The following is a 24,983-nucleotide window of genomic DNA, read 5'->3' as shown; positions in this document are numbered from 1 at the left end:
TTTTTAACAAAGGAGGAGATTTATGTTAAAACCAGCAAAACAACCTCATATCCGGCTAACCGCCCTTTTTCTTTGTGTCACGATGTTTCTTAGCACACTCTTTTTCAATGCCCATACCGCTTATGCTGCAGATGGAACCATTGATTATAAGGCAGGAGCCAAAATTCCATACGGGGACTATTATACTTCCCGCATGAGCTTTGATGGCAATAACACGGCTTATTGCGTAGAACCATTAAAGAAAACACCGGCTTCCGGAAAGTATCCTTATAACCTTTTGGGAAAAAATTCCCCACTCAGAAAAGCTCTTTACTACTTAAACGGTGGATATGGTTATGAAAAGGTAATAAAAGATCAATATTTCCAAGGATGGTCCGATGACAATTCTTATGTCATTGGTCATCTGGTCGTTTCCTATATCCATGCAGGAAATAATGGGGACTCCGGCGCCTTTCATGGTGCACCTCAAAATTATATTGACAAAGCATTGGAAGTTGCCAACGCCATTGAAGGGCTTCCTGCCCCACCAGAATCCTTCCGTGCTTTTATCGTTCCTGGCGATGCTTCCCAAACTTTTGCAGGAAGCTGGTATCAGGTTCCAAACGGCTTTATCGAACTGCAGAAATCCTCTGCCAATACCGATATTTCCGATAAAAATGGCAATTACTCTTTAGAAGGAGCCAAATACGGAATCTACAAAGGGGAAGAACTGGTAGAAACTCTTGTTACCGATAAAAAAGGATATGCAAAATCCAAAGAACTGGCTGAAGGAAGTTACACCGTTAAAGAAATCAGTGCCCCAGAAGGGTTTGCTATAGATACTTCCGCCCATAATGTTACGGTAAAAGCAGAAGGAACATCTACCGTAAAAGTAAAGGATATTCCTCAAAATAATCCCGTAAAACTGCTCCTTAAAAAGCTGGATGCTGACACACAGCAAAATTCAGCACAGGGAACCGGCTCTCTCGCCAATGCCGAATTTACAATAAAATTCTATACAGAGCAGTCAGCTACCGATCCCGGAGCAAATGGCAAGAAACCGGTTCGCACCTGGATATTGAAAACAGATGCCTCTGGAGAAATCCATTTTACAAAAGATTATTTGGTATCCGGGGATGAATTTTTCTATGCCAGTGATGGAAAGACCGTCTGCTTCCCACTGGGTACAGTAACCGTACAGGAAACCAAAGCCCCTGCCGGCTATCTTCCAAACGAATCTGTTTTCGTGCAGCAAATCACCAGTACCGGTACGGAAGAAACTATCTCTATTTATAACGCTTCTTCTATCGAAGAACAGGTCTTCCGAGGCGGCGTCAAAATTCAGAAGCGGGATCTGGAAACTCAGGGAACACAAGCACAAGGAACCGCATCGCTTGCAGATGCCGAATTTACCATTACCACTTTGAACAAACAGCCGGTATGGGTAGGTGGAAAGCTCTATGAAAATGGTCAGGCAGTGCTTACAATCAAATCGGATACACATGGTATTGCTGCAAGTGCCGCTGATGCCCTGCCCCTTGGACATTACCAGATAGAAGAAACCAAAGCGCCTTCCGGATACCTAACCGATGGTGCAAAGGCTCTTGAATTTGACATCACCCAAAATGGAGAAATAGTAAATTTAACAACAGAAGAGACTTCTGTTTCTAACCAGATTATCCGTGGCGGTGTCAAAATCCAAAAACGGGATCTGGAAACAGGAGAAGCCAAACCACAGGGAAATGCTTCTTTAAAGGATGCAGAATTTACAATCACCAATCTTGGTCCAAATCCTGTTCTTGTGGATGGAACCGTTTACGAAAAAGATCAAGTAGTTCTCACTTTGAAGACAGATGAAAAGGGGCTTGCTTCCACCAAAAAAGATACGCTCCCTTATGGACATTACCGGGTTGACGAGACAAAAGCACCGGAAGGTTATTTGAACGAGGGAAAACTCTCTCAGGAGTTTCATATCACAGAAAATGGGAAAATTTTGGATTTAACTGCAAAAGAAACAGCAATTTCCAATCAGGTAATCCGTGGCGATTTAGAATTCGTAAAGGTCTCTGACGGAGATTTAAACCGGCTGGCAAATGTTCCATTTTCCATTACCTCCAAAACTACAGGAGAAAGTCATACCATTGTAACAGACAAAAATGGCTATGCCAGTACTTCCTCAGAATGGAATAAGCACACTACAAATACCAATCGTGGGGAAACTTCTGAAGACGGAATCTGGTTTGGCTCTTCTAAACCTGATGATGCCAAAGGAGCCCTGATTTATGATACCTATATTTTGGAAGAACAACGCTGCGATTCCAATGAAGGTATGAACCTCTTAAAAATTGAAGTCTCTGTATACAAAAATCACGTAGTCGTGGATATGGGAACTTTAACGGATGATCAGATTACCATTGGAACTACTGCCCTTGACAAAGACAGCAACTCCCACTTTGCCAAACCAGAAGAAAAAATCACTCTGGTTGATACCGTAGAATACGAAGGCTTAAAGAAAGGACAGTCTTATAAGCTCATCGGCACACTGATGGATCAGGAATCCGGAAAGCCAATAGAAATAGATGGAAAACCTGTCACAGCAGAAACCACCTTCAAACCAAAAAAATCTTCTGGTTCTGCAAAAGTGACCTTTACGTTCAATGCCTCTTCTCTGAAGGGCAAAACAATCGTAGTATTTGAAGAACTGTACCAGGAGGATTTAAAACTGGCTGTTCATGCGGACATTACAGATCAGGATCAGACTATCTATTTCCCAGAAATCGGGACCACTGCAAAAGATAAGGAAACAGATATGAATCTTTCCCAGGCAGATAAAGAAGTTACCCTTGTAGATACGGTAGCTTACAAAAATCTTCTGCCCGGCGAAGAATATGTTATGACTGGAACCCTTATGGATAAAGAAACTGGAAAGCCTGTCGAAATAGATAAGAAAGAGGTTACTGCCGAAACCACATTTACTCCTAAAGAATCCTCTGGAACCGTGGATGTAATTTTTTCTTTTGATGGGACTTCCCTTGCCGGAAAAACCGTAGTTGTTTTTGAATCTGCTACTTATGACGGCAAAGAATTTGCAACACACGCAGATCTTGAAGATAAAGGGCAGACCATCTACTTCCCAGAAATCGCTACTACTGCAAAAGACAAAGCAGACGGAGATCATTTTGCCAAAACCGATAAAGAGATTACTATTGTTGATACGGTTAAATATAGTAACCTAATTCCAGGAAAAGAGTATGCACTTACCGGTACCTTGATGGACAAAGAGACAAAAGAACCTCTTCAGGCAGATGGTAAACCGATTACTGCCACTACGACCTTTACTCCTGAAGATGCCTCTGGCAGTATTGAACTTACCTTTACATTTGATGGCAGCATCCTGTCCGGCAAAACAATTGTTGTCTTTGAGTCTTTAACGTATCAGGAAAAAGAGATTGCTGTTCACGCCGATATAGAAGACCATGAACAGTCTATCTACTTCCCGGGAATTGGAACTACTGCGAAGGACAAAGCGGATGGGGATCAGGAAGCCGTTGCTACGAAAGAAGTAACCATCATTGACACCGTATCCTACCAAAATCTGATTCCGGATACTCCATACAAACTGGTCGGCACACTGATGGACAAAACAACCCAAAAGGAAGTTCTGATTGATGGAAAACCTGTCACGGCAGAAACAGAATTTACACCAAAGGATTCCAATGGTTCTGTCGAAGTCATCTTCACTTTTGATGGAAGCACATTGGCTGGACATGATGTAGTCGTTTTTGAAAAACTTTTTTCCCTTGAAGGAGAAACAGCACTTGAAATTGCTTCCCATGAGGATCTGGACGATAAAGGACAGACGATAAAACTTACGGAAGTTCCAAAAGACACACCTGAACCTTCCAAACCAGTCAAGACCGGAGATGAAACAACCATTCTTCCTTATCTTTTACTGGCAGGTGCCGCACTCCTCTTTGCTGCCGGATTTGGTATCTTATATATCCGTAAGCGGAAAAAAGATAAGTAACTATCAATAGATATGCTCACAGGCAGCTTATTACGGCTGCCTGTTATAAAGGTGATGAATATGGAACAATCTCGTTGTAATGCCGATGCCAAACACATCCGGCATTTTTTAGATATTTGTGATGGAAATTGGCATTCCTGTATTTATGTTCGCTGCGTTTCCTGTAAAACCCCAGGTTATTGTAATGGCCCACACTTCTTATATCATCCAGATGAAAACGGCAGTCCTTGTGTCCTGCCCATGGCAGATGCCCGTATGCTCTTCTCCCGCATACCGGAACCAACGGAATGTCTGTCCGCCATAACACTGGAACAGTTTCAGTCCTTATATGGACTCTACTTTGCAAAAGAAGCATTGACCGATAAGCCATGTCCTTGTTTTGCTTTACTGCGGCATCAGGAAGCATCCCATTATCACTGGTAAAAGGTTGCACTTTTGGCACTTTCTGCGTACAGGAGTACAGGATAAGAAAGGAGGCGATTTTATGTTGAATTTCACTGCTATGATTCAAGGAATCGATACAATATTTACGAACTTTATTTTTATTCCTGCACTTTTAATCCTGTACCTGAAGTTTCGTCCTAGAAAGCCCTGGAGCAGACGCACCAGAAATCTGTATCGGCTATGTATAGCTCTGATTTCTGTTTATGTCATCCGGATTTTCTGTGCAGGGTTCATCTTTACACCAGTAAATTATCCACGTTTTGCAGACAGCGGTTTCTTTCCGCTTATCAAGGCACTGTTCTATTCTTAGATTTTCTGCCATTTTGTGCCATTTAGTCCGAATCTGGGAGTAGTTTCTATGCCCATCCTATGGGAATTCATCACCTGCTTTCTTACAATATACGTATAAAACACGTAAGCGAGGTGAATCTTTATGAAACAGAAACAAATCCGCTGCCCATACTGCGGCAGCATCGCAATTTTAAGGGATGCGTCCTATGTATATGGAAATAAAGCGAAAGATGGAAAACTCTATGTGTGCAGTCACTTCCCACAGTGTAATTCTTATGTAGGAGTTCATCCTGGCACTACCAATGCCAAAGGAAAACTGGCAAACAAAGAACTTCGGCAAAAAAGGATCCAAGCACACCGGGTGTTTGACCAGATATGGCTAAACCACATCTTTACGAAATCGGAGGCTTATCGCTGGATTGCTGATAAATTCTGTCTGACTGCCAAGGAAGCACACATCGGAGAATTTAGCACTTATATGTGTGATCAACTAATTCTGGAATCCATGAAGATTCTGGAGAATAACCATATCCCTCTCAGGGCCATTGGTTGAAAGGGGGGATATGCATGATTATCCCGATGACAGATGATGAACGCCGATTGACAGAGGAGTACTTATATTTGGTACCTGAAATGGTAAAAAAATTGACTACCCGTTGTGCTTATGTCTCATACGATGAGCAGCAAGACCTTATGCAAGCCGGAAACTTAGCTTTATGCAAAGCCGCCATGAACTATGACAACACCCGTCCCTTTGCAGTTTACGCCAGAGTTGCCATACGAAATGCCATTTACAGTTATTGGAGAAAACTGCAAAAAGAACGAAAATACACCTGTTCCATGTATGCATCTTCCGAATTTGACATGGAACCCCTGCTTGTAGACCAAAAAAACGAACTATGGCAGGAACAATGTATGAACCAGGAACCCATTTATAAGCACCTGCAGTCCTTAGAAGCGGGAAGCTGCAATACACTCAGAAAAGGAATACATGCCCTGCTCCTGCAGCAAAAAGGATATACCAACCAAGAAATTTCCAAACATTATGGTGTCCCAATGAATCATGTCCGGGCATGGCAAAGCAAAGCCCGGAAATACTTACAGCAGGATACCAAATTATATACTCTTTTATAGGTAATTGCGAAACAAGTTCGCAATCCTGACTAAAAAGCGGTAAGAATCCTGCAACGCAGGATTCTTAAGTGAAAAATAGGTACTTCTAAATTTGAACATGACTAAAAGACTTCCCAGATAAACTGCGAAGAAAAGATTGTATGCATATTAATAATCAGGCAATCAAAGGCTTCAAACTCCGGATGTATTGGTATTGATGAATCTTATCAGCGACAAGCACAGTAACAAGCTGGGTAATTCCTGCAAGCAGTAAATCAGCATGAAGTGTTTTCTCATTCTGTGTTTTACGATCTGCAATGCAGAAACTATCTTTGAAATGGTTGATTGACTTTTCAACATTTACACGGATCTTGTAAGTATCCTCCCATTCCTGTGAGCCGCGTTCTACACCAGGATAGGCACGAAGGTTCTTTTCAGGATAAATGTAGATCATTCGTCCGCAGGAAGAAGATGTACATGGATTGTCACAATGACATACGCGATGTTTTGACTTGTCGGCAGGATTGTATTTCCATTTCATTTTTGGACATACAAACTTCATGGTAGGAAGTTTGCTCCGCAAATGGGATCTGCTTCCTTCACGCCGCATCGGAAGTGATGGATCGTGAGGACAGCAGGGAATACCGTTTTCATTGACAGTATAGTCGGTTCCTTCCACAGAAAGCTTTGTTTTTAAAGGGATAAAAGCTTTTTGAAAGCCAATTTCTTCAAAGAGGGATTTGTAAATGTTAATGGCATCAAACGCAGCATCTCCAAGAAACGTCTTTGAATTTATTAAAGGATGTTTCTGGAAAAAGTCAATTAAAACTGGAAGAAGTGCTTTCGAATCGGCAAGGGATTTATCCTCATCCGGTGAATCTGATTTCTTCCCTACAACGATATCAGGATGGTTTTTTAGAAAGTCCTTGTTGTAGAAAGTGATGTCACGAACAATACCAAGCCCGTTCGTAATAATGCCAAATTTATAGGCGTAACAGAAATGTCCATTGATGTACATCTGCTGGATTGCCTGATTGGAAGCCGCATGAGTTGGCATAGAGCCATAAGCAGCTTTATAAGGATCATAGGAATCATCAAGGTTATGGGACTTTTTGAAAGCCTTTAGCTGCTTGATAATACGATTGGCATATTTTGGGTTATTTTCTGTAACCCATGCTTCAATGCCAGAGGTATCAAAGATTGTCATGGAAGCAAGGGCAGGATCAAGACTTTGGCAGATCGGTTCGGTCAGATCAACAAGATGATCGAACATAGATTGTAAGTCCGATAAAAAATCCTGTTTGAAACGTGTAAATTTGGAACCATCCGGAACAACATCAAAACCGCAGAAATCACGCAGTTCCTGGGAAAATTTCAAAAATACGATCAGGAGTGTGTCCGTCGGGATTGAGAAAATACGCTGTATAAGAAGTGCCTTAAGCATTGGATAAAGCTGATGTTTGCGAGGTCTTCCGGTACTGGCGTAAAAATGAGAAATAAAAGAAACAGGAACAATTTCATCAAGGTTAATGGCTTCATCAAGAAGCGAAAGGAACTGATATTTGTCGTTGTCGAATTTATTTTGACAATCTTCAAAAATTTCTGCCAAAGTGAGCTGTTTATATGTTATCATGTAGGTATATCTCCTTTAGGTGGATTGGTTAATTAGTTTCTAGGCAATTCTATTTTACCATAAACCTTGAGGAGATATTTTATTTTAACAACAAAAAAATGCCGTATTTATGCGGCTTTTGGCGTTTCGCAAACGCCTATATACTCTTTTATCTTGAAGGGAGAACGATTATGCTGACACTTTATACTGCAGTCGGAATCCTACGATTCCAGGATTCCATAAAGGAACATAAAACACCGACAGTTATCAATAACCAGCAGGAATACGGACTGACAGAAGAAGAATTCTTTCTGTGGAGCAGCCTCGCATTTCAAATCCGACAGATCCATGAATTGCAGTCTGCCTTTTCGGAACGTTTGAAAAAACATCACCGTTCGGAAAATATCCCCATTGAACCTTACCTGAATCGCCTGCAACTTCGGGGACTAATTGTAAAAGGGGATGGTTTAACTGGTGTGGATGCCCTGTACCGCCTCTTAGGAGAACTTTATATCAGCCCATTGCAGGACAGTTTTTCAGTACGGCTCTTTACCTGCATCTATCTCTGCATGAAGAAAAAACTGCACACAAAAGAACTGCTCCATTATCTAAAAAAGCCGGCACGGACTGCTATAGAGGACACGGTACTCCAAATAGCAAAAAAAGTACAGATTTCTACGGCAGAGCTTGTAACCTGTGTAGAACAGGGCATCCATCCACAAAATACAGCGCAACTTTTGACGCAGCTTTATGAAACCTCGGATGCAACATTCCGTACCCTGGCACAGGATATCCAATTCACCCATGCCGGTTATCCTATACTGGAAGCCATCAGTAATTTGTACCTCAATAAACAGATTGCATTTGAAAAATTATAGGAAGGAGCAAATTATGCCAAAACCATTTCTTAATAAGCTGATTGTCCATGGGGCAATCGGCTTTTTCTGTGTCTTATTTGGATGTATTTACGGATTTGTAACGCACGACCAGATATTTCTCCTCATGAGTCTTTGCATCGGTGTTGGAACTGCCATACGAATTGTGAGTCTGCTACATACCATCAAGATGCATGACTATACCGAATTAACTGGAACCTGTACAAAACGTGAAGTCAGCCCACTTACCAAGAAACAGAAAATTATTTTCCGGTCCACTGACCAGAAAGAATATCACTTTACATTCGATAAAAATATCCGCCTTTTATCTGGACATTATTATCGCCTATATTTCCGGAACGTAGCAAACCTTTCGGGTGAAGAAAAGGTTACTCCGGATTTACTTGCGTATGAGGAATTATCCCTAAATGAAGATGTTTCCCCGAAGAACTCTTAGATTTCTTCTCTAAATACAATAGAAGTGGATATGCCACTTTCACATACCCACTTCTATTATGCTTTATAAGTTTTCCTTCTGCCGTCCCAGTGAAATGACAAAAACCACTCCGAACTACCACGTATTCTGTCTCAAGGATGACAGCATAACAGCAATCGCAGGGAATAATAATCTATTGTATTCCAGAAGACTCTTCAAAAAATGGACAGTGCTTTCACTTTCAGGGTTTCAAAATGCAGTAACAATATCTTTTATTTTTCTACTGTGACCAATTTTTTCATATTAAGGGCAACTTTATACTGACAGTGAAAATTCCCGCTTCATAATTCACTTGAATATCACCACTTATTTGTATTACTAGCTTTCTAGTAGCATACAATCCGATACCACTGCTTTTTATCCTTGCTTCATCTTTTGTGTAAAACAAATCAAATATAGATTTTAATTCTTCATCACTAATATAATCAGAAGGATTGCTTATTTGTATATGACAATACTCGGATTCTCCCCACATGTAAAACATTATATCACCAGTACTATACTTTAAAGCATTATCTATTAAATTACATAAAATTCTAATTAATATTTTCTCTTGAGCAAGTATCCAAATGTTTCCATGTGGCAGTCTAATATCTAATTGTTCTGAGGCACGTTTTGAATTTTGAATATATTCCTTTAACAAAGAAGTGACTACCTCTGTAATATTGACTGATTTCATATCAACTTCGCTCTCTATTGCTTCACTCCAAAACAATAAATATAAATCGTCTACTAATTTTTTTAAATAATCCGCCTTTTTTTCAATATGTTCTATATAGCTATTAACAGGTTCATTCACATTTTTTTCTAATCTAATTAACTGCAAGTAACCAATAATAACAGTTAATGGAGTACGTAAATCGTGTGATAAATTTGCTACCATCTTTTTAAAATTTTTATCCTGTTTTTTTAGCTGATGTTCTTTTCGTTCATCTTCTTTAATTCGCTTGTTGATACTAAGTGCAAGGTTCTCAATATCTTTATCCAATACATTGACCGAGTAGATATGCTCATTATGTTCTATCCATTCTATAATTCTTCTAATTTCCCTCTTCAGATGAAAAATGTATAATATGCCTAATAATATAAACACTCCTGTTATTAAAAAGACAACTAGCAAACTTCATATCTCCTTATAATATTAGAATCTCATCACATGTATTCAAGATTGCATTATCATGTGAAACAATAATAATTATTTTATGATTTTTAATTTGATCGATCAACTGTAAAAATTGTTTTTTTCCACTCTCATCCATAGCTGAGGTAGGCTCATCAAAAATCATTACCTGACCGTCTTGCACTACTTGGCGAATAATTGCAATTTTTTGCTTTTCTCCACCGGAAATATTACTTGACTTTTCATTAATTTGCAAATCCCAATTATCTCTTTTCAAAATACTATCACCAAAGCAATCAACGGCTCTCTGTATACATTTTACATCAAGCTTTCGATATAAAGCAATATTATTATATATTGTATCTGCTATTAAAGTCGGCTCCTGTTCTGTTACACTGATTACATGTTCTCTTATATAATCCATATCTAAATTTCTCATTTCTGTATCGTTCCATATTATATTCCCTTGATATTCATCTACATACATACCCATTAAAATTTTAATAAGTGTACTTTTCCCACATCCGTTTTCTCCTTTCAATCCATAAACTTTCCCCTTTTTTAAGTTTGTAGAAAAACTTTTTATGGTTTCTTTCTGGTCATATGCAAAATTCAAATCCTGAATTCTAATTTGTTTGATTTCATTAAGTCTTATACACCCCTTAGACTGCTCCTTAATTTCTAAAATAGATTTTATACGTTCAAAGGATACATAAGCCTCTTGGTATTCTTGACCGTATGCCACTATTTCTTTTCCATATTCCAAAATCATATTAAAATATACTGAAATCATATAGAAATATCCTATTTGCATATCTCCAGTAAGTATCTTTTTTCCTCCAATCCAAAGTAAAATGCATACAGATATTGCCCCTACAATCCCTTCAAGATTTGCAAATGCCTGGATAGTCGCTTGTTGTTTAAATATAGATCGATATAATTTTTGATATGATGCTACTAACCTATTTAAAAAAAATGAATCCATACTATGTATTTTTATAAACTCTATTTTTTCTAATTGTTCCTGCAGTCTGGAGAAGAAATTGGATTTCTCCTCTTTCATTCCATAACTGCAATTATAAATACGCTTTTTGAAGCCAATATATATAAAAAAATAAAGTGCTAATAAAAACATTGTAACTATAAAAGCAATCGAATCCATTTTCCAAATCATAAATAAGATTATACCCGCTGAAAAAACTGAAAATATCAATTCAGTCAAGGAGCTGATGAAAAAAATAAGTACATCATTCGCATCATTGTTTATCCTTTGAGATAAGTACGATAAATCAGTTCTGCCAATTACGAGTGGCGAAACTTTTTTTAAATGATTTACAATTTCGAAATTTAATGAAAATGCTGCATTAGTCTGTATCCTTATATAAAGTATTTTATTGACATAGCAGACAATTTCCTTACCAACATACAATAACAGTAATAAAAATATGAATTTTAACATTGCTGAATATGTTGTTTCCACATTAAACATATTAATAAATTGTCCCATAGCAGCCGGTATAAATGTATTTAACCCGCACAGTATAATACCCAACAAAAAATATATCCCATATTCTATTTTATATTGAAAAACATATTTACTGCAAAATTTTATCATTCCAATTCTCCCTGCTATTTCATTGAGCCATTTCTTTCATCAGCTCCAACATCTCTTCTGCATTCCATTTTACTGAAGAACAAATCTTATTTTTATAAGCAGCACACCCACCATAACATACTGGAAAAAATGAACAATCTTTACATTCTTGATCCTTTACGACATCATAGGAAAGCCATTCTACAAATTTATTTGTAAGTTTGATTCCTTTTTCCAAATTACCGATACTTCGTTCACTATATCCAATATCATTCCAACATTTATACAACGCTCCATCTGGACCTATCACAAATGAATTTAAGCTAATTGCTCCACATACACCATAATTGCTCGGCTTAACACCTTGGTACATAAAGCCTCTCTTAATCCCTTCTTTATAAAACGCAATCTCTTCTTTTGCGTACTGTGGTCGTTCCATACATATATGATTATTACATACTCCATTAATATCATCTACTGGTGCTAAATAATAACCAACTCTACCTTTTAAACCATATCTTTCTAGCCAATCAAATATTTCTGTTGCTTCGTTTATATTTGTCTTGTCAACATTAATTCTTATCGAAATATTCAAAATATCCGCACATTCTCTTATATTGTCCAATATATGTTCGAAGGTAGGCTGATGATTATGGAGAATCCTTCTACTATCATGGGCTTGTTTTGAACCATCTAAAGTAACTTGAATATAGTGGATGTCCATGTCTTTTAATTTTTCAGCTACTCTTCTAGTCAATTTATAACCATTTGTGACCATATCCGCATTATATTTGCAACCAAGTGGCAAAACAGACTTTATCTTTTTGGTTAATTTTTCAATAGTTTCAATTGCCAATAATGGCTCCCCTCCATACCAAGATACCGTTAATTCATGTATATGCTGATATTTTTCTTTGAGCTGCGATGTTAATTGATCCTGAACAGTCTCAGACATAGTAATATATTCTCTCCCTTTTTCATAGCAATAGGGACAACAAAAATTACATGCCATAGTTGGGGCAATAGTTAATGTAAGATTTGAATCCGCAAACCTTTCTATTTTATTTCTTATAAGCAATTCTGCAAATTCATCTTTATCATCTTCAACTAGCATACCACCCTCTAATAATGCTGACTCTAAATCAGGCTTTGAACATTTTTTCCCTTCTTTCATTTCATAATATGATTTTTCATAATCAGTATCTAATTCCAGTATTGCAGATGTGACCGTATTGTAAATCAAACAACTTTTATCTTCTTTTTTCTCTATATTGTATCTTGATAATTTCATTATTATATCCTCTTTTCTTAATCTCTTGTTTTCACAGTGTTCTTTGCAATAATGAAAATGTGCCCAGCATATTGCTGAGCACATTTTCCTTTACTGACTACAAATATCTTTAGTAACGAATTACACATGTAGCCTTTTTAGATCCACAACCTTTATCATTGTAAACCCAGCAGATTCTTGTACTTTTGTCCTCTGATGCTTTGTTAATCCACTTCATTGCAATATCCTCCTGTAAAATATTTATTTATTTCAAAGTAGTAAGAGCTACTTGAAACACAAATTAAAGTTCTTGACGTTTCAATGCAAAATGCATTAAAACTATCCCCACCAGGCACGCACCCATACCATACATAATAGTTCCAACAACAATCCCATTTGTCATCCGATATCCACAAATATTATACATATAAGTGGTCGGGTTCATAACACAAAATGCTTTAAGAAGCACTGATTGATTTTGAAAATCCTCATATACCATAGGATAAGTAATCGCACCTGCAAAGAAATATACACATGATAAAGCTGCCACAATTCCTGTATTCTTTACTAAAACCGTAATCAAAACCGCCACAGCTTCCATTCCAATCATAGCTATCATATTTAAGGTAACCATTCCGATAAAAATCAAAAATTCCTCACCTTTATAATGAAAACCATACTTCCATGCTAATCCTAAGCCTAATGCAGTTTCCACAATATAATAGAGAATAAAAAAGTGAACATTTATCACCAGTAATTTACTTAAAAATAATTTGGTTCGATTTATCCCATATACGACAGAAGCTCTTATTGTTCCTTGATGAAATTCTGCAGATACCATTGTCGTAATATAGACAATTAATCCAATCCAAGAAAAAAAATTAATTGATAATGCAAATCTTGCGATTTCTGCAGCTTTTACATTATTCATGTCGTCTATGTAGCAAATCCAACCAATGCTATCTATATTTCTATAATCACCAAAAGTCATAAACAATGTATCATTTCCCACAACGAACGGTATAAAAAAAATAAATGCCATAAATACTAAAACCCACTTCGAGGCTCGCGAATATTTCATTTTATAGTACTCTGCTTTAAGCTGTCTCATTCGATTTCACCTCCGATAATAGATTTGTGTAATACTCTTCTAAGTCTTCTCCTTCATATCCTATTTTTTCTACACCAACTCCTCCATATACTAATTCTTTTGTTATATCAGAAATATTTTTATTATAACCAAATACCTTAATCACATTTCTTAAATAAACTTTTATTTGACTTTCTGGATACCTCTCATCTAAAATACAACTAGCCTTTTCCACATTGTCTACTTCGATATGAACATGACGACGACATTTCTCATCTAATTCTTTATCTGTAATCTGTTGTAACATTTTTCCATGATGTATAAATCCATATACAGTTGCAAGTTGATGTAACTCTGGCAAAATATGACTGGATATAAGTATCGTTGTACCATCTTCTTCATTCATATTCTTTAAGACTTCTCGCACATATTTAATTTTGGTTGGATCTAAGCCATTTATTGGTTCATCTAAAATTAGCAACTGTGGGCGACCAAGCAATGCAATTGCAATTCCTAATCGCTGTTTCATCCCTAAAGAAAAAGCCTTCACTCTTTTATTTCCAGCGTCCTTTAAATCCATTATTTCCAGAACTTCATCAATACTACTTTTTCCTGGAATTCCTCGTTGAGTACGCTGGATTTCCAAATTTTGGCGTGCTGTCATGTCCATATACAAAGCTGGATTTTCAATTAAACATCCTATCTTATTTCTTTCATCTTCAAGATTTTTTTTACCAAATAAACTTATCTCACCTGAAGTCGGCTTTGTTAGTCCTGTAATAACTTTCATCAGGCTACTTTTTCCTGCACCATTTTCTCCAACCAGTCCATATATCTCGCCCGCTTTTATCGTAAGATTTACCTGATTAAGTACCATATTTTTTCCGTATGCTTTACAAATATCTTTTGCTTCCAATATTTTTTCGGGTTCTTTCATTCTAATCACTTCCCTCGTTTCTTAAATCCTATAATGATAATGATAATGTCTAATTCTAACATTTCTCTTAAATCAGTTCTTAAATTTCCATAAAATTATAAATTTATCTTTATATTTTCCCACTCGCCTATGAAACCTTCAAATTATTTAAAACAGTAACTTGTATGAAATTACAAATCATGTTAGTATTTTTACCATACCTATTACCAAAGGAGTTTATTATGATTGATATATTATTAGTAGAAGATGATAAAGAAATTTGCTTTATTTTTACAGAATTATTAAAAAGAAACCATTACAATGTTTCAGCATATCACAATGGGATAGAAGCAATTGAAGCTCTTTCCTCTAAAAAATATGATTTAATGTTATTAGATTTGATGCTTCCCGATTTGCCTGGTGAAAAAATACTATTTCACCTAAAAAAACACAACAATTCTATTCCAGTTATTGTTATATCTGCCAAAAATCAGCCTGAGATTCGTATAAACCTTCTCCGATCCGGTGCAGATGATTATATAACTAAACCTTTTTATCATGAAGAAGTTCTCGCACGAATAGAAAGTGTTTTGCGCCGTTGCAGCGAAAGTCCCCAAACGGAATATTCCTTTAAAGATATTCGCATAAATGTGGATGATCACAAAGTACTTGTAAATAACACAGAGCTTACTCTGACTACTACCGAATATAACCTCTTACAGCTACTAATCAAACATCCAAAACAGACTTTTACAAAGGAATCTTTATATCAACTTATTTGGGGAAAAGATTATATTTCAGATGATAATACTCTCAATGTCCATATAAGCAAACTAAGAAAAAAACTAGAGCATATAGGAAACCAAGCCCCTTATATCGATACTGTATGGGGAATAGGTTATAAATTACACCGTTAGAATAAATTCACGCAAAAAATACCATTACAAAGATTAATCTGTAACGGTATTTTTTACCCTATTCACTTTTTTCATACTTTCAAACAACTAGGTATACCCTCAACAATTTTTTCAGGCACAAACACTTCATTAACTATCACATACGTCCAAGCACCATCTGAGTTATCCGTAGTTTTAGACACTACAATGGCTTAACTTCCACGCAGTATATATTAAATCTACGAATTACAAATGCAAAGACACAACTTCGAACCACTACATATTCCTTTCCAAGGTAACGGTGATTGTGGTCTATGAAAATCATTTGTATTTCAGCTGACCATAAAAAACACCGTTGCAGATTCACTCCCCCACAACGGCATCTTTCATTTTTTTTATTCGATTTTATCTTCTCCTGTTGCCTTTATAAATCTCATAACCTCATCAATGGTTTTCCCAGATGCTACCAAAGCCTTAAACAGCTCATCTTTCTGCTTCTCTTCTATCTCTTTTTGAATCTCTTTTGCTTTATGACGCAGTTCCTTTAAATCGGACTCTTTTGTACGAATCTCCTGTTCCACATACTCCAGTTGCTCTTCCAAAGATGTGTTTTCCAGTTTTTTTCGTCTTGCCATAATGCATCCTCCTAATAATTTTTCCTCATTCTACCACATTTTATCTACTCTGAAAAGGTAGTAGTGTTTTATGAAAATTTTATATCTATTTGGGATTATCCTCATAAAATACTACACTTCCAAGCATTTTGACACAAAAATTATTATTTCGAATCGCAAAATACTATATATGGCATTTTATCATTGACCTTCGCTATATCTTGTGTTACTATGATATTGTATTTAAGTTTTGTGTTATCCCTTTATAGGGTGTCTGGATACTATCTCCAGTACACATGCAGTTTAAGTTGGAAAATCGTGTCATTATAATGCCGTTTTATACGGTGCTATAATGGCACTTTTTTTATTTATCACTATTTTATCGCCCAAAGGGCAGAAAGGAGAATTTTTATGTCATCTATTATCATTGCAACAGGAAGGGTAACTGCCGATCCGGTTATGCAACAAGCAAAGAACTCCGGAACTGAATACATCAGTCTGGGGCTTGCTACCAACCAGAGAGGTCAAAACGGAAAGGAAGAACCCATCTTCTATCAGTGTTACTGCAACAAGTTTCTTGCAGATCGACTGATAAAAGCCGGTGTCAAAAAATCAACGTGTCTTATGGTCTACGGAGATTTAGAACTCCATCCGTATATTCACCAGAAAGGCAATAATGCAGGTCAAGCAGCTATCACGCCGCAAATTATGGTAAAGGACTGGCAGTTCTTACCTGCGAATCGTAATGATACCAATGCAGCAACACCTGTACCGGGGAATCCAATGGTCGGAAATCCGAATGTTCCACCAGTACCAGCAAACGGTGCTACTTATAATGGAAACCCGGCAATGGGAATGAATCCTTCCGGTACCGTGCCTACTGGCGCAATGCCAGTCAATAACAATATGATGCCACAGGCCGCACAACAGATGTCTTATGCTCCGGCAGGGGGATCGGCTTATGCACCACAGGGATTTACGGCTGGCAATGTATCTGGTGATGGATTTACCAATATTCCGGAAAATACACCACCACAGCAGCTTCCATTCCCGTAAATTATCAAAGATCCCTAAAATGAAGGAATTGCGACTTTCCAGTATCTACTGGTCTGCTGCAATTCCTTTTTCTATTGAAACAAACATGGAGGAAATGAAGTGAATACACAAAAGAAATTTCTTAAAGTTCTAAGTATGCTCACAATAATTTTGTTAATTGCAACTATATTCATACCAGGAAATGGAAATCGTAATGCAGTCGCAAGTATCGGAATCCTTGGCATCCTGCTGCTATTTCTTTCCACACTTCTTCCCAAAATCCATAAACTGACTCTAAACCTACTCAAAAACCAGGGCAAAACAAGCCCTTGGTCTTCTTTGAAATCATCTGAGCCAGTTTCCGAAACAGAAGAATTGCTTTGGAGACAAATCAGCTATCAGATTACCGACAAACTACAGGCTGCATTTCCAAATGCAACATGGGAATTCCAAAAGCAGCCATCCATGAAGCAGCTTCTTTGCGGAAATCCCATACGTCTGAGAACCTTTCATACGGAGGACTACAACTTTGCGGAAGCACGTATGAACCAATACGGATATCTGGAACTTCAAATGCTGACCATTGCCAGCCTCAAAAAGACTGTCACAGTTACCGATGAGGACGATGTTCCTTTTGCTGATCCGGAATCCTGGTATTCCTTAATTGGCAAGAAAAAACTGGAGAACCTTATCGGACAGCTCCATGCGAAAGGACACCATAAACTCTATATTAATGAAAACGGGCAAATTTACATCCAAAATGGTGATACAGCGGAAATCAAGGATTGTTTTGATTATTTCCCGCCACGAAACTATTGGGATATTCTCATTTCCATCTTCCAAAAAGATGAATTGACCGCAAAAGAAAAGGACCAGGCACTAGAATTATCCTGGATAAAAGAATAAAGGAGGAAATACTATGCCAAATACAAACTTTGTCCCTAACTGGACTTTTGAAAGAACGCTACCATCTCCATTTGACAGCTATTCCGGGAAAAGTGCAGTGATGAAAGACATCGCTTCCAAATATTGTAATCAGCCTAAAAAACGGGCTACTCTCCATTCTGCTACTTTGCAGGCAGTTTTTTCTTATATGGATTTGGAAAATCCACCTGCTGGAAAAGCAGAGGAAGAACTCGGAGCCATTGGAAGCCAAGCAAACAATTTTACAATCGCAGAATATCCAAGCCGTACCGGGTTGCTGCATGTAGTGGTCTACAACCGTATGACTGGGAAATTTATAGCCGGAAAGTATGAAAAACCTTTGGATCTGGACAGTAAACCAGAGCCATATCAGTTTAAAAAAGATGAAGATTCCGGAAGTGCTCTTTATTTTGCTTTAATGCCTACGTTTCTTTCTGATGACGAATTCAATGAAAAATATCAGGAATTAAAGCAACACCGTGATGACGGTTTTCCTGACCTGCCCAAAGCTGCAGAAACGGCTGCGGTTCTTTGTGATAATGTGTACCGCAGGATCCGTTATGGTGATTCCCTTCCTATCGGGAACATCAAAGTTGACACTCCTGCAAATGGCGTACTCCAAAGACTTACACCACTGAATATCCAAAAAGGTGTTTATGCACCAACGGAAATTATCCAGGGTGCCTTTCAGGTATTAAAAGGTGGACATCACTATACTGCTTCCGCCGTTTCAATTCCCAAAGAAGATTTTGTCGATAAATACATCCTGTCCAATTCTCGGACATTAACTCCCCAAGAAGAATCAACCGTTCCTATTCTCGAAGATTGGTATGTAATCCCAAAAGAAATCCAAAGAATATGCGAACATGCCAAATTAACAACTGACAGCAAGCAGCCTATGCGGAATTTTATGCTCCGTGGGCCTGCTGGAACAGGAAAGACCGAAGGTGCCAAAGCCATTGCTGCAGGACTTCACCTGCCTTACCGATGCATCACCTGCTCGGCAAATACAGAAATTTTTGACCTTCTTGGACAGATTTTACCTGATGTAGATGAAAAACAGCTTTCTTTGGTAGGGGAACTGCCCTCTTTTCAAGACATTACCCTCGATCCGGCTACTGCCTATGAAAAATTAACGGGTACTTATGATGAAAAGGTATCAGAAAATACAGTTTATGAAGAATTGATCCATCATATATCTGAGGAAATGAAGCAGAAACAAGCTGCTACCTCCAGCAGCCAACAGTTCCGCTATGTGGATACACCACTGGTTGAAGCCATCCGAAACGGCTATCTGGTAGAAATACAGGAGCCTACGGTGATTGCCAATCCTGGTGTACTGGTAGGGCTTAATTCCCTGTTGGACCGTTGTAACAGTGTATTTCTGCCAAACGGGGAAGTCATCCATCGGCATCCGGATACTACCATTGTAGTCACAACTAATCATGACTATGCCGGCTGTCGTCCCATGAACCAGTCTGTCATTTCAAGGATGAATATGGTCATAGATATGGATGAACCGGATGAAGAGACCATGGTAGAGCGTGTTCTTGCTATTACCGGATGTTCCGATAAAAAATCAGTACGTACCATGACACAGATTGTACGTTCCATCGCACAGTATTGTCAGGATAACCTGATAACAGATGGCTGCTGTGGAGTCCGGGAATTAATTGCCTGGGTTCAGTCTTTTATGGTATGTGGCGATATACAGGAAGCTGCTCATTATACCATTTTATCTTCCGTCACTGCCGATTCTGAAAGCCGTATCGAAATTGAAGGTTCTTGCTTGGATACAGTTCTTGCATCATAACACACTATTGAGGAACACCTTTTATACCGAAGCCGAACTACGCAAAACTCTGGCAGAAAATCTCGTTTATTTAAGAAAATCCAAGCAGACGAAACTCTCTCAGAAAGCCGTAGCAAGACTTCTGCATCTACCGGAAAAAACAATTATGAACTATGAAAATGGGCATACGCTTCCATCTGCTTACGCCGTCTTTCGGTTAGCCCAGTATTACGGCTGTACAATGGAAGATCTCCTAACCCAAAATATGAAAAAGAAAGAAAGGTGAAGAAATTGAATAACACTCAAAAAGCTTTAAAAAGAATGATCCGGGATACGGAGTCAAAAATCACTGATGAAGAACTCTTTCTTTCATCGGCTTTCCAAAAATACCAAACATCTCTGGCGAAAGCGGCTACTGGCCGTTCTCGCTATGGACTTCAGGTACTTATGGAATGGGACAGTTCTGAAAATGCAGACATCGCTTATACAGATAATTATAAAATTCACTGTAACGCCGCAAACTCGATAACCCAAAGCTTTCCTTCCCGATTTCTACGTTCACAAAGCCTGACAGGATTGACCGGACATGAAATCGGACATCTGCGTTACTCTGATTTTGCATCACTACAGCTTTATCTGACCAATATGGAAAATGGTTCCTTCTATCCAGAAGCACCAGACAATCTTCCTTCTGGATACAAGGCAAATCTGCAGGACATCTTAGATGCCATGGAAGAAAAAGATAACGCAACGTGTCTGACGCTATCCCGCTGTGCTGCACAGTTTAATAATATACTGGAGGACATCTACATTGAAGCCCGGATGTGTGAAGAATATCCCGGAACTTTTAAGCAGGGAATACAGATCAATAATCTGCGGATGTCTGAATTGATTCCTTCTATACAGGAACAAATTGACTGTGGCTATCAGCCGTTTTCCATCATGAGTAATTTGATTTTGTCTTATTGCCGGACTGGTAATATAAATAACCGCACGAATTATTCCGGAGAATACACGGACACACTCTCAGACTGCATGGATTATATTGACGATGCCTTAATTGCCACACAGGGGAAAGAACGCTTCCTTGCTTCCAACTATCTTTTAGTACTTTGCTGGAACTACATTCAGCCTATGGTAGAGCAAACCAGAGAATCTTTAAAAAAGCAGGATAGTACCCAAGTTGGCGATGCTCTGGAGGATCTGCTGCGGAAAGAATCAGGTAGCGGATCTCCTCTTCCAACTGGTAAAAACGGAGGAATCCCCAAAAACATTCCAGGTTCTACAGAAAAATCAAAAACTCCTATAACCTGTGACTTATCTAACCTTGATCCAAATTACAGGCAAGATGCGATTAACCAGGCAGAAAAAGTACTGCAAGAAGAAGGGGGCAGAATTGAACTTGCTAAAACTACAGCAATATTAGATGGAAATAATCCAGGAATCACATACGCATCACAGTATGCCGGTTCCGGTTATGAAAATGCAGCGAATGATCTTGCACGCATCCTAAATGATGTTGCTACGGAAAAAGCCCAAAATGATTATGAACAGGAATTAACAGAAGACTTGCAAAAATCGGCGGATGAAATACATTACGGAAATGCCCATGCAGGCATCCATGTAACAATCCACCGCATCAATCCCGTTTCCGACTTTTTTATCAAATCTTATCAAACAGTTGCTCCCCCTCTTTTGCGGACCTCCAAAAGGCTGCAAAGTTCCATTCTTCCTTTATTAAAAGAAGAGGCAGAAGGCGGGAAACAAAAAAACCTGTTATTTGGTAAAAGGCTGGATATGCGGGCTTTACACCGAAAGGACGGCGGTATCTTTACCAGAACCAGGCTACCGGATGAAGAACAAAAACTTTCCGTGGGACTTTTGGTTGATGAAAGTGGTTCTATGGGCTGGGGAGATCGTATTACCCATGCCCGGAAAACTGCAATCGTGCTGTATGATTTCTGTACGAGCCTGGGAATTCCTATTACCATTTATGGGCATTCTACAGATTCCAAGGGTGTTGCTTTGTATTCCTATGCTGAATTTGATTCTCTGGATGCCTCTGACCGTTACCGGCTGATGGATATGTCTGCCCGTAATGGCAACCGGGATGGAGCTGCACTTCGTTATGTTGCGGAACACCTGGCAAAGCGTCCGGAATCACAAAAACTCCTCATCATAATCTCTGACGGACAGCCCGCAGATTGTGGGTACAGTGGTACGGAAGCAGAAGCAGATCTTCGTGGTATCAAGAATGAATATCGTAAACGTGGCATTGTGATCTTTGCTGCAGCAATTGGTGATGACAAAGAAAACATCCGCAGAATCTATCAGGATGGTTTTTTAGATATTACCAAATTAGAAGATTTACCCAAAAATATGACACAGCTTGTAAAACAATATTTGAAATAGAAAGAAGGAAAACATACATGAGTGAAAATTATCAAAACTCAATTACAGATCAGATATGCAAAGTCCAGACCAGTAAAAAATTAATTGCACTGTATGACCGCCTCCGCTACACAAGTTATAACAGCTATGCACAGCTTCATGCAAAAGGAGAATTTGAAGAAAATGGTCATAAAGTTCACTCCCTTATTGGAATCTCCATACAGGATTACTCTAGTGGTACCGGTGATAAAAATATTATCACCCGTTTTCATCTGGCACCCGAACAAATTCAATTTCTGCTGTCCAGAGTTACCGCTGGCTTTCCTGAATTTGAATGGTCACAAAGTAAAATATTTGGTGTGCCGGATGGCAATGGCTATTCTACTGCACAACAGTTTTTTATTTCCCGCCACGTATATAACAACCAGCAGGAAATACTGACCAGTCCATGGAGAATTCAAATTAATAACGGAAAAGGTATCAAGAAAAAGAATCATAACGGCGGCACTTATATGCAGGCTCAAAGTTTTATCTCTGAAAAAAGTGCTTTTATACAATTGACAGATATGGATTTTTATATGCTGTTAAAACGTGCTGATTCCTATATCGTAAATTGGGAAGCCTATGTTGCATCCTTCCTGATTCAAAACGGCAAACAACAGCTTAAAAAGCAACAGGAAGCAAGAATGGCACAAAATATACAGCCACAGCCAGATGAAATGACTTCCTATATGCAGGGACAGCCACAAGAGCAATATCTGAATGGTATGTATGTCGCTTAAAGAATTTCAACAAAGAAGCAGCCGAAAAGACTGCTTCTTTTTATAAAGGAAAGGAGATCTCTATGGATTATGCTACAACACTAAATATTGACCAACAAGGGCGGATCATTATTCCTGCCAAAGTAAGAAAAGCCCTACAACTTCATACAGGCGATGTATTGATGCTGGAAGCTGACACACGCAACATCTGTCTTCGTAAATGCGACTCCCATATCCCTATGGATATCCGGTTAGACAGTTTTCTGGATATTTTACATAGTAATGTCCCTTGCCGGATCCTGTTATGTAATCATTCCAAAATCATTGCTTCCAAGAATTATCATACAGCACTTAATATGCCTGTAACAGAAAGTATTCAAAGGCTTCTGCAACAGGGAAAGATGAAATTATTCTCTGAAAAGGAACGCATATACCCTACTATGACAGGAAAATATCCCATATCAGCCTTTTTCCCTATTTCTAAAAAAAACGAATTGGGTGAAACGTTGGGACTTTTACTGTGTACAAAAAATCAACAGCCTTTCAGCGAAATGGATTTAGGCTGTGCCAAAATGACTGCGGCGGCGATTTCCCGCTACATTCAACAAAATTATGAAAGGACGGTGATATAAAATGAATGACTTAATGCTGCATCGGGCAGCACAATTATTAGAAGCTGAATTTGGTCCCCAATGGCGTACTGTCGCTGACATGCTTGGAACGGAAGGATTGCGAAAACGTGTGGGAAAGGAACTGACTTCTTTCATGGCATACCCAGAACGGGGCGAAGGCGGTAACAGCCAGTGGCGTGGTAACTGCTCTCCCGAAGTGATTGCAGCACTTCTACGCTATTGCCTGGACGATAAGCGATATTACGGAAAAGATACCAGCACCTTTACCCTCTTAGATCCTATGAGTGGCTCTGGGACTTCAAAGGCGGCGGCTGACCGTTATCAGGTACGTTCCCTGCTCTATGATCTAAATCCGGCACCTGCTTATGGAAAAGGTAACTGGAATGCCCTAAAAGATGAAGTGGAGGATTCCGCTGATCTCATCTTTTTCCATCCACCTTACCATAATATGATCCAGTATTCCGGAAATATCTGGGGAAACCCTCACCCGGACGACCTATCCCGCTGTGAAAACTATTCGGATTTTTTAGAAAAACTAAATCACTGTATCCGGAAATTTTTCCTGGCACTTCGGAAAGGTGGCAGGCTTGCCATACTGGTAGGCGACATGCGGCTCCATGGTAAGTTCTATAGTATGCAGCATGATTTAATGCGGATGGGTGATTTTGAATCTTTTCTGGTAAAGGGCCAGTTTAATTGTGTTTCCGACAATCGGACGTACAAAAAGCCTTTCATTCCCATTGTGACAGAATATGCTCTGTTGCTGAAAAAAACGGATTCTTTCATTATCCCCTTCAGCATCCGGCAAGAAGGTGTGTTTTCTGTACAAAATACAGATATTCTTGCACTGACTTGGCATCATCTAATCCGGATGACAATGGAGAGTATTGGAGGAAGAGGGGCTTTAAAAGACCTGTACGCTTTATTAAAAGAACACCCAAAAGCGAAAAAGAATCCGCATTATCAGGAACGTATCCGTGCCACCTTATATGAACACCCAGACGAATATATACCTGTATCGAAAGGATATTTTCGTTTGAGTTACTCGGTTACATAAAAACGAGCCATGAAAAACAGATTTTCTATGACGCTACAAAAGGAGTGTGAACAC

At 38.6% G+C, this 24,983-nt stretch carries 20 protein-coding genes and 1 pseudogene; 14 read left to right on the top strand and 7 right to left on the bottom strand.

The annotated features are described in order from the left end of the window. The first annotated feature begins 22 nt into the window (after nt 1-22). From BN3261_RS01350 to BN3261_RS01335, 3 genes are all read left to right on the top strand, one after another. Nucleotides 23-4,006, top strand: a complete 3,984-nt coding sequence (locus BN3261_RS01350) for a VaFE repeat-containing surface-anchored protein (protein WP_059085292.1) — start codon at nt 23-25, stop codon at nt 4,004-4,006. Between the two features lie 877 nt (nt 4,007-4,883). Beyond that, the gene (locus BN3261_RS01340; protein ID WP_004223692.1) at nt 4,884-5,294 is read left to right on the top strand and encodes a zinc-finger-containing protein; all 411 of its coding nucleotides are present in this window, start codon (nt 4,884-4,886) and stop codon (nt 5,292-5,294) included. A 14-nt stretch (nt 5,295-5,308) separates the two neighbouring features. Then, nucleotides 5,309-5,875, top strand: coding sequence for a sigma-70 family RNA polymerase sigma factor (locus tag BN3261_RS01335; protein ID WP_059085290.1), 567 nt, complete (start codon nt 5,309-5,311; stop codon nt 5,873-5,875). A gap of 249 nt (nt 5,876-6,124) precedes the next feature. On the opposite strand, the pseudogene BN3261_RS01330 reads toward BN3261_RS01335, so the two are convergent. Continuing rightward, nucleotides 6,125-7,487: pseudogene (locus tag BN3261_RS01330) on the bottom strand (transposase); the annotation flags it as partial. Between the two features lie 170 nt (nt 7,488-7,657). Between BN3261_RS01330 and BN3261_RS01325 the strand changes: the two are divergent. Together BN3261_RS01325 and BN3261_RS01320 are read left to right on the top strand one after the other, a co-directional pair. Then, a complete protein-coding gene (locus BN3261_RS01325) occupies nt 7,658-8,344 on the top strand; it encodes a hypothetical protein (RefSeq protein ID WP_059085288.1) in 687 nt (228 codons plus the stop codon). Between the two features lie 13 nt (nt 8,345-8,357). Then, nucleotides 8,358-8,798: a hypothetical protein gene (locus BN3261_RS01320; RefSeq protein ID WP_059085287.1), complete on the top strand. Its 441-nt coding sequence runs from the start codon at nt 8,358-8,360 to the stop codon at nt 8,796-8,798. Between the two features lie 277 nt (nt 8,799-9,075). Here the strand turns inward: BN3261_RS01320 and BN3261_RS01315 are convergent, their stop codons facing one another. The 5 genes from BN3261_RS01315 to BN3261_RS01295 all read right to left on the bottom strand — a co-directional run bounded on the left by BN3261_RS01315 (nt 9,076) and on the right by BN3261_RS01295 (nt 14,848). After that, on the bottom strand, nt 9,076-9,957 hold the full coding sequence (locus BN3261_RS01315) for a sensor histidine kinase (protein WP_179966168.1): 882 nt from the start codon (nt 9,955-9,957) through the stop codon (nt 9,076-9,078). A gap of 13 nt (nt 9,958-9,970) precedes the next feature. Then, nucleotides 9,971-11,572: an ATP-binding cassette domain-containing protein gene (locus BN3261_RS01310; RefSeq protein WP_059085286.1), complete on the bottom strand. Its 1,602-nt coding sequence runs from the start codon at nt 11,570-11,572 to the stop codon at nt 9,971-9,973. Between the two features lie 19 nt (nt 11,573-11,591). Beyond that, nucleotides 11,592-12,842: a radical SAM/SPASM domain-containing protein gene (locus BN3261_RS01305; RefSeq protein ID WP_025580532.1), complete on the bottom strand. Its 1,251-nt coding sequence runs from the start codon at nt 12,840-12,842 to the stop codon at nt 11,592-11,594. Between the two features lie 280 nt (nt 12,843-13,122). After that, on the bottom strand, nt 13,123-13,932 hold the full coding sequence (locus tag BN3261_RS01300; RefSeq protein WP_059085285.1) for an ABC transporter permease: 810 nt from the start codon (nt 13,930-13,932) through the stop codon (nt 13,123-13,125). Beyond that, complete coding sequence (locus BN3261_RS01295) at nt 13,919-14,848, bottom strand: ABC transporter ATP-binding protein (protein ID WP_015526838.1); 930 nt, start codon at nt 14,846-14,848, stop codon at nt 13,919-13,921. Before BN3261_RS01295 ends, BN3261_RS01300 begins: the two co-directional genes overlap by 14 nt. A 221-nt stretch (nt 14,849-15,069) precedes the next feature. Here BN3261_RS01295 and BN3261_RS01290 point away from each other — a divergent pair, with 221 nt between their 5' ends. Continuing rightward, the gene (locus BN3261_RS01290; RefSeq protein WP_225084395.1) at nt 15,070-15,744 is read left to right on the top strand and encodes a response regulator transcription factor; all 675 of its coding nucleotides are present in this window, start codon (nt 15,070-15,072) and stop codon (nt 15,742-15,744) included. A gap of 374 nt (nt 15,745-16,118) precedes the next feature. On the opposite strand, the gene BN3261_RS01285 is transcribed toward BN3261_RS01290, so the two are convergent. After that, a complete protein-coding gene (locus tag BN3261_RS01285) occupies nt 16,119-16,358 on the bottom strand; it encodes a hypothetical protein (RefSeq protein ID WP_025580526.1) in 240 nt (79 codons plus the stop codon). A 390-nt stretch (nt 16,359-16,748) separates the two neighbouring features. Here BN3261_RS01285 and BN3261_RS01280 point away from each other — a divergent pair, with 390 nt between their 5' ends. The 8 genes from BN3261_RS01280 (at nt 16,749) to BN3261_RS01245 (ending at nt 24,929) form a co-directional block, all read left to right on the top strand. Then, on the top strand, nt 16,749-17,393 hold the full coding sequence (locus BN3261_RS01280; RefSeq protein WP_059085283.1) for a single-stranded DNA-binding protein: 645 nt from the start codon (nt 16,749-16,751) through the stop codon (nt 17,391-17,393). Between the two features lie 99 nt (nt 17,394-17,492). Continuing rightward, nucleotides 17,493-18,278, top strand: coding sequence for a hypothetical protein (locus BN3261_RS01275; protein WP_059085282.1), 786 nt, complete (start codon nt 17,493-17,495; stop codon nt 18,276-18,278). 13 nt (nt 18,279-18,291) lie between these two features. Further along, complete coding sequence (locus tag BN3261_RS01270; protein WP_059085281.1) at nt 18,292-20,109, top strand: AAA family ATPase; 1,818 nt, start codon at nt 18,292-18,294, stop codon at nt 20,107-20,109. After that, nucleotides 19,997-20,374, top strand: coding sequence for a helix-turn-helix domain-containing protein (locus BN3261_RS01265; RefSeq protein ID WP_225084396.1), 378 nt, complete (start codon nt 19,997-19,999; stop codon nt 20,372-20,374). Before BN3261_RS01270 ends, BN3261_RS01265 begins: the two co-directional genes overlap by 113 nt. Then, nucleotides 20,371-22,500, top strand: a complete 2,130-nt coding sequence (locus BN3261_RS01260; RefSeq protein WP_059085280.1) for a vWA domain-containing protein — start codon at nt 20,371-20,373, stop codon at nt 22,498-22,500. Before BN3261_RS01265 ends, BN3261_RS01260 begins: the two co-directional genes overlap by 4 nt. A gap of 17 nt (nt 22,501-22,517) precedes the next feature. Then, nucleotides 22,518-23,261: a hypothetical protein gene (locus tag BN3261_RS01255; protein WP_004223740.1), complete on the top strand. Its 744-nt coding sequence runs from the start codon at nt 22,518-22,520 to the stop codon at nt 23,259-23,261. A 62-nt stretch (nt 23,262-23,323) separates the two neighbouring features. After that, nucleotides 23,324-23,872 carry an AbrB/MazE/SpoVT family DNA-binding domain-containing protein gene (locus BN3261_RS01250; RefSeq protein WP_059085279.1) on the top strand — a complete coding sequence of 183 codons (549 nt, stop codon included), beginning with the start codon at nt 23,324-23,326 and terminating at the stop codon, nt 23,870-23,872. Between the two features lies 1 nt (nt 23,873). After that, nucleotides 23,874-24,929, top strand: coding sequence for a TRM11 family methyltransferase (locus tag BN3261_RS01245; RefSeq protein ID WP_025580516.1), 1,056 nt, complete (start codon nt 23,874-23,876; stop codon nt 24,927-24,929). Nucleotides 24,930-24,983: the final 54 nt, after the last annotated feature.

This window comes from Blautia massiliensis (ex Durand et al. 2017), assembly GCF_001487165.1.
In the GTDB taxonomy this organism is placed as follows: domain Bacteria; phylum Bacillota; class Clostridia; order Lachnospirales; family Lachnospiraceae; genus Blautia_A; species Blautia_A fusiformis.
The sequence above is the reverse complement of the archived record's forward strand: the minus strand, read 5'-3'. Positions and strand labels throughout refer to the sequence as shown.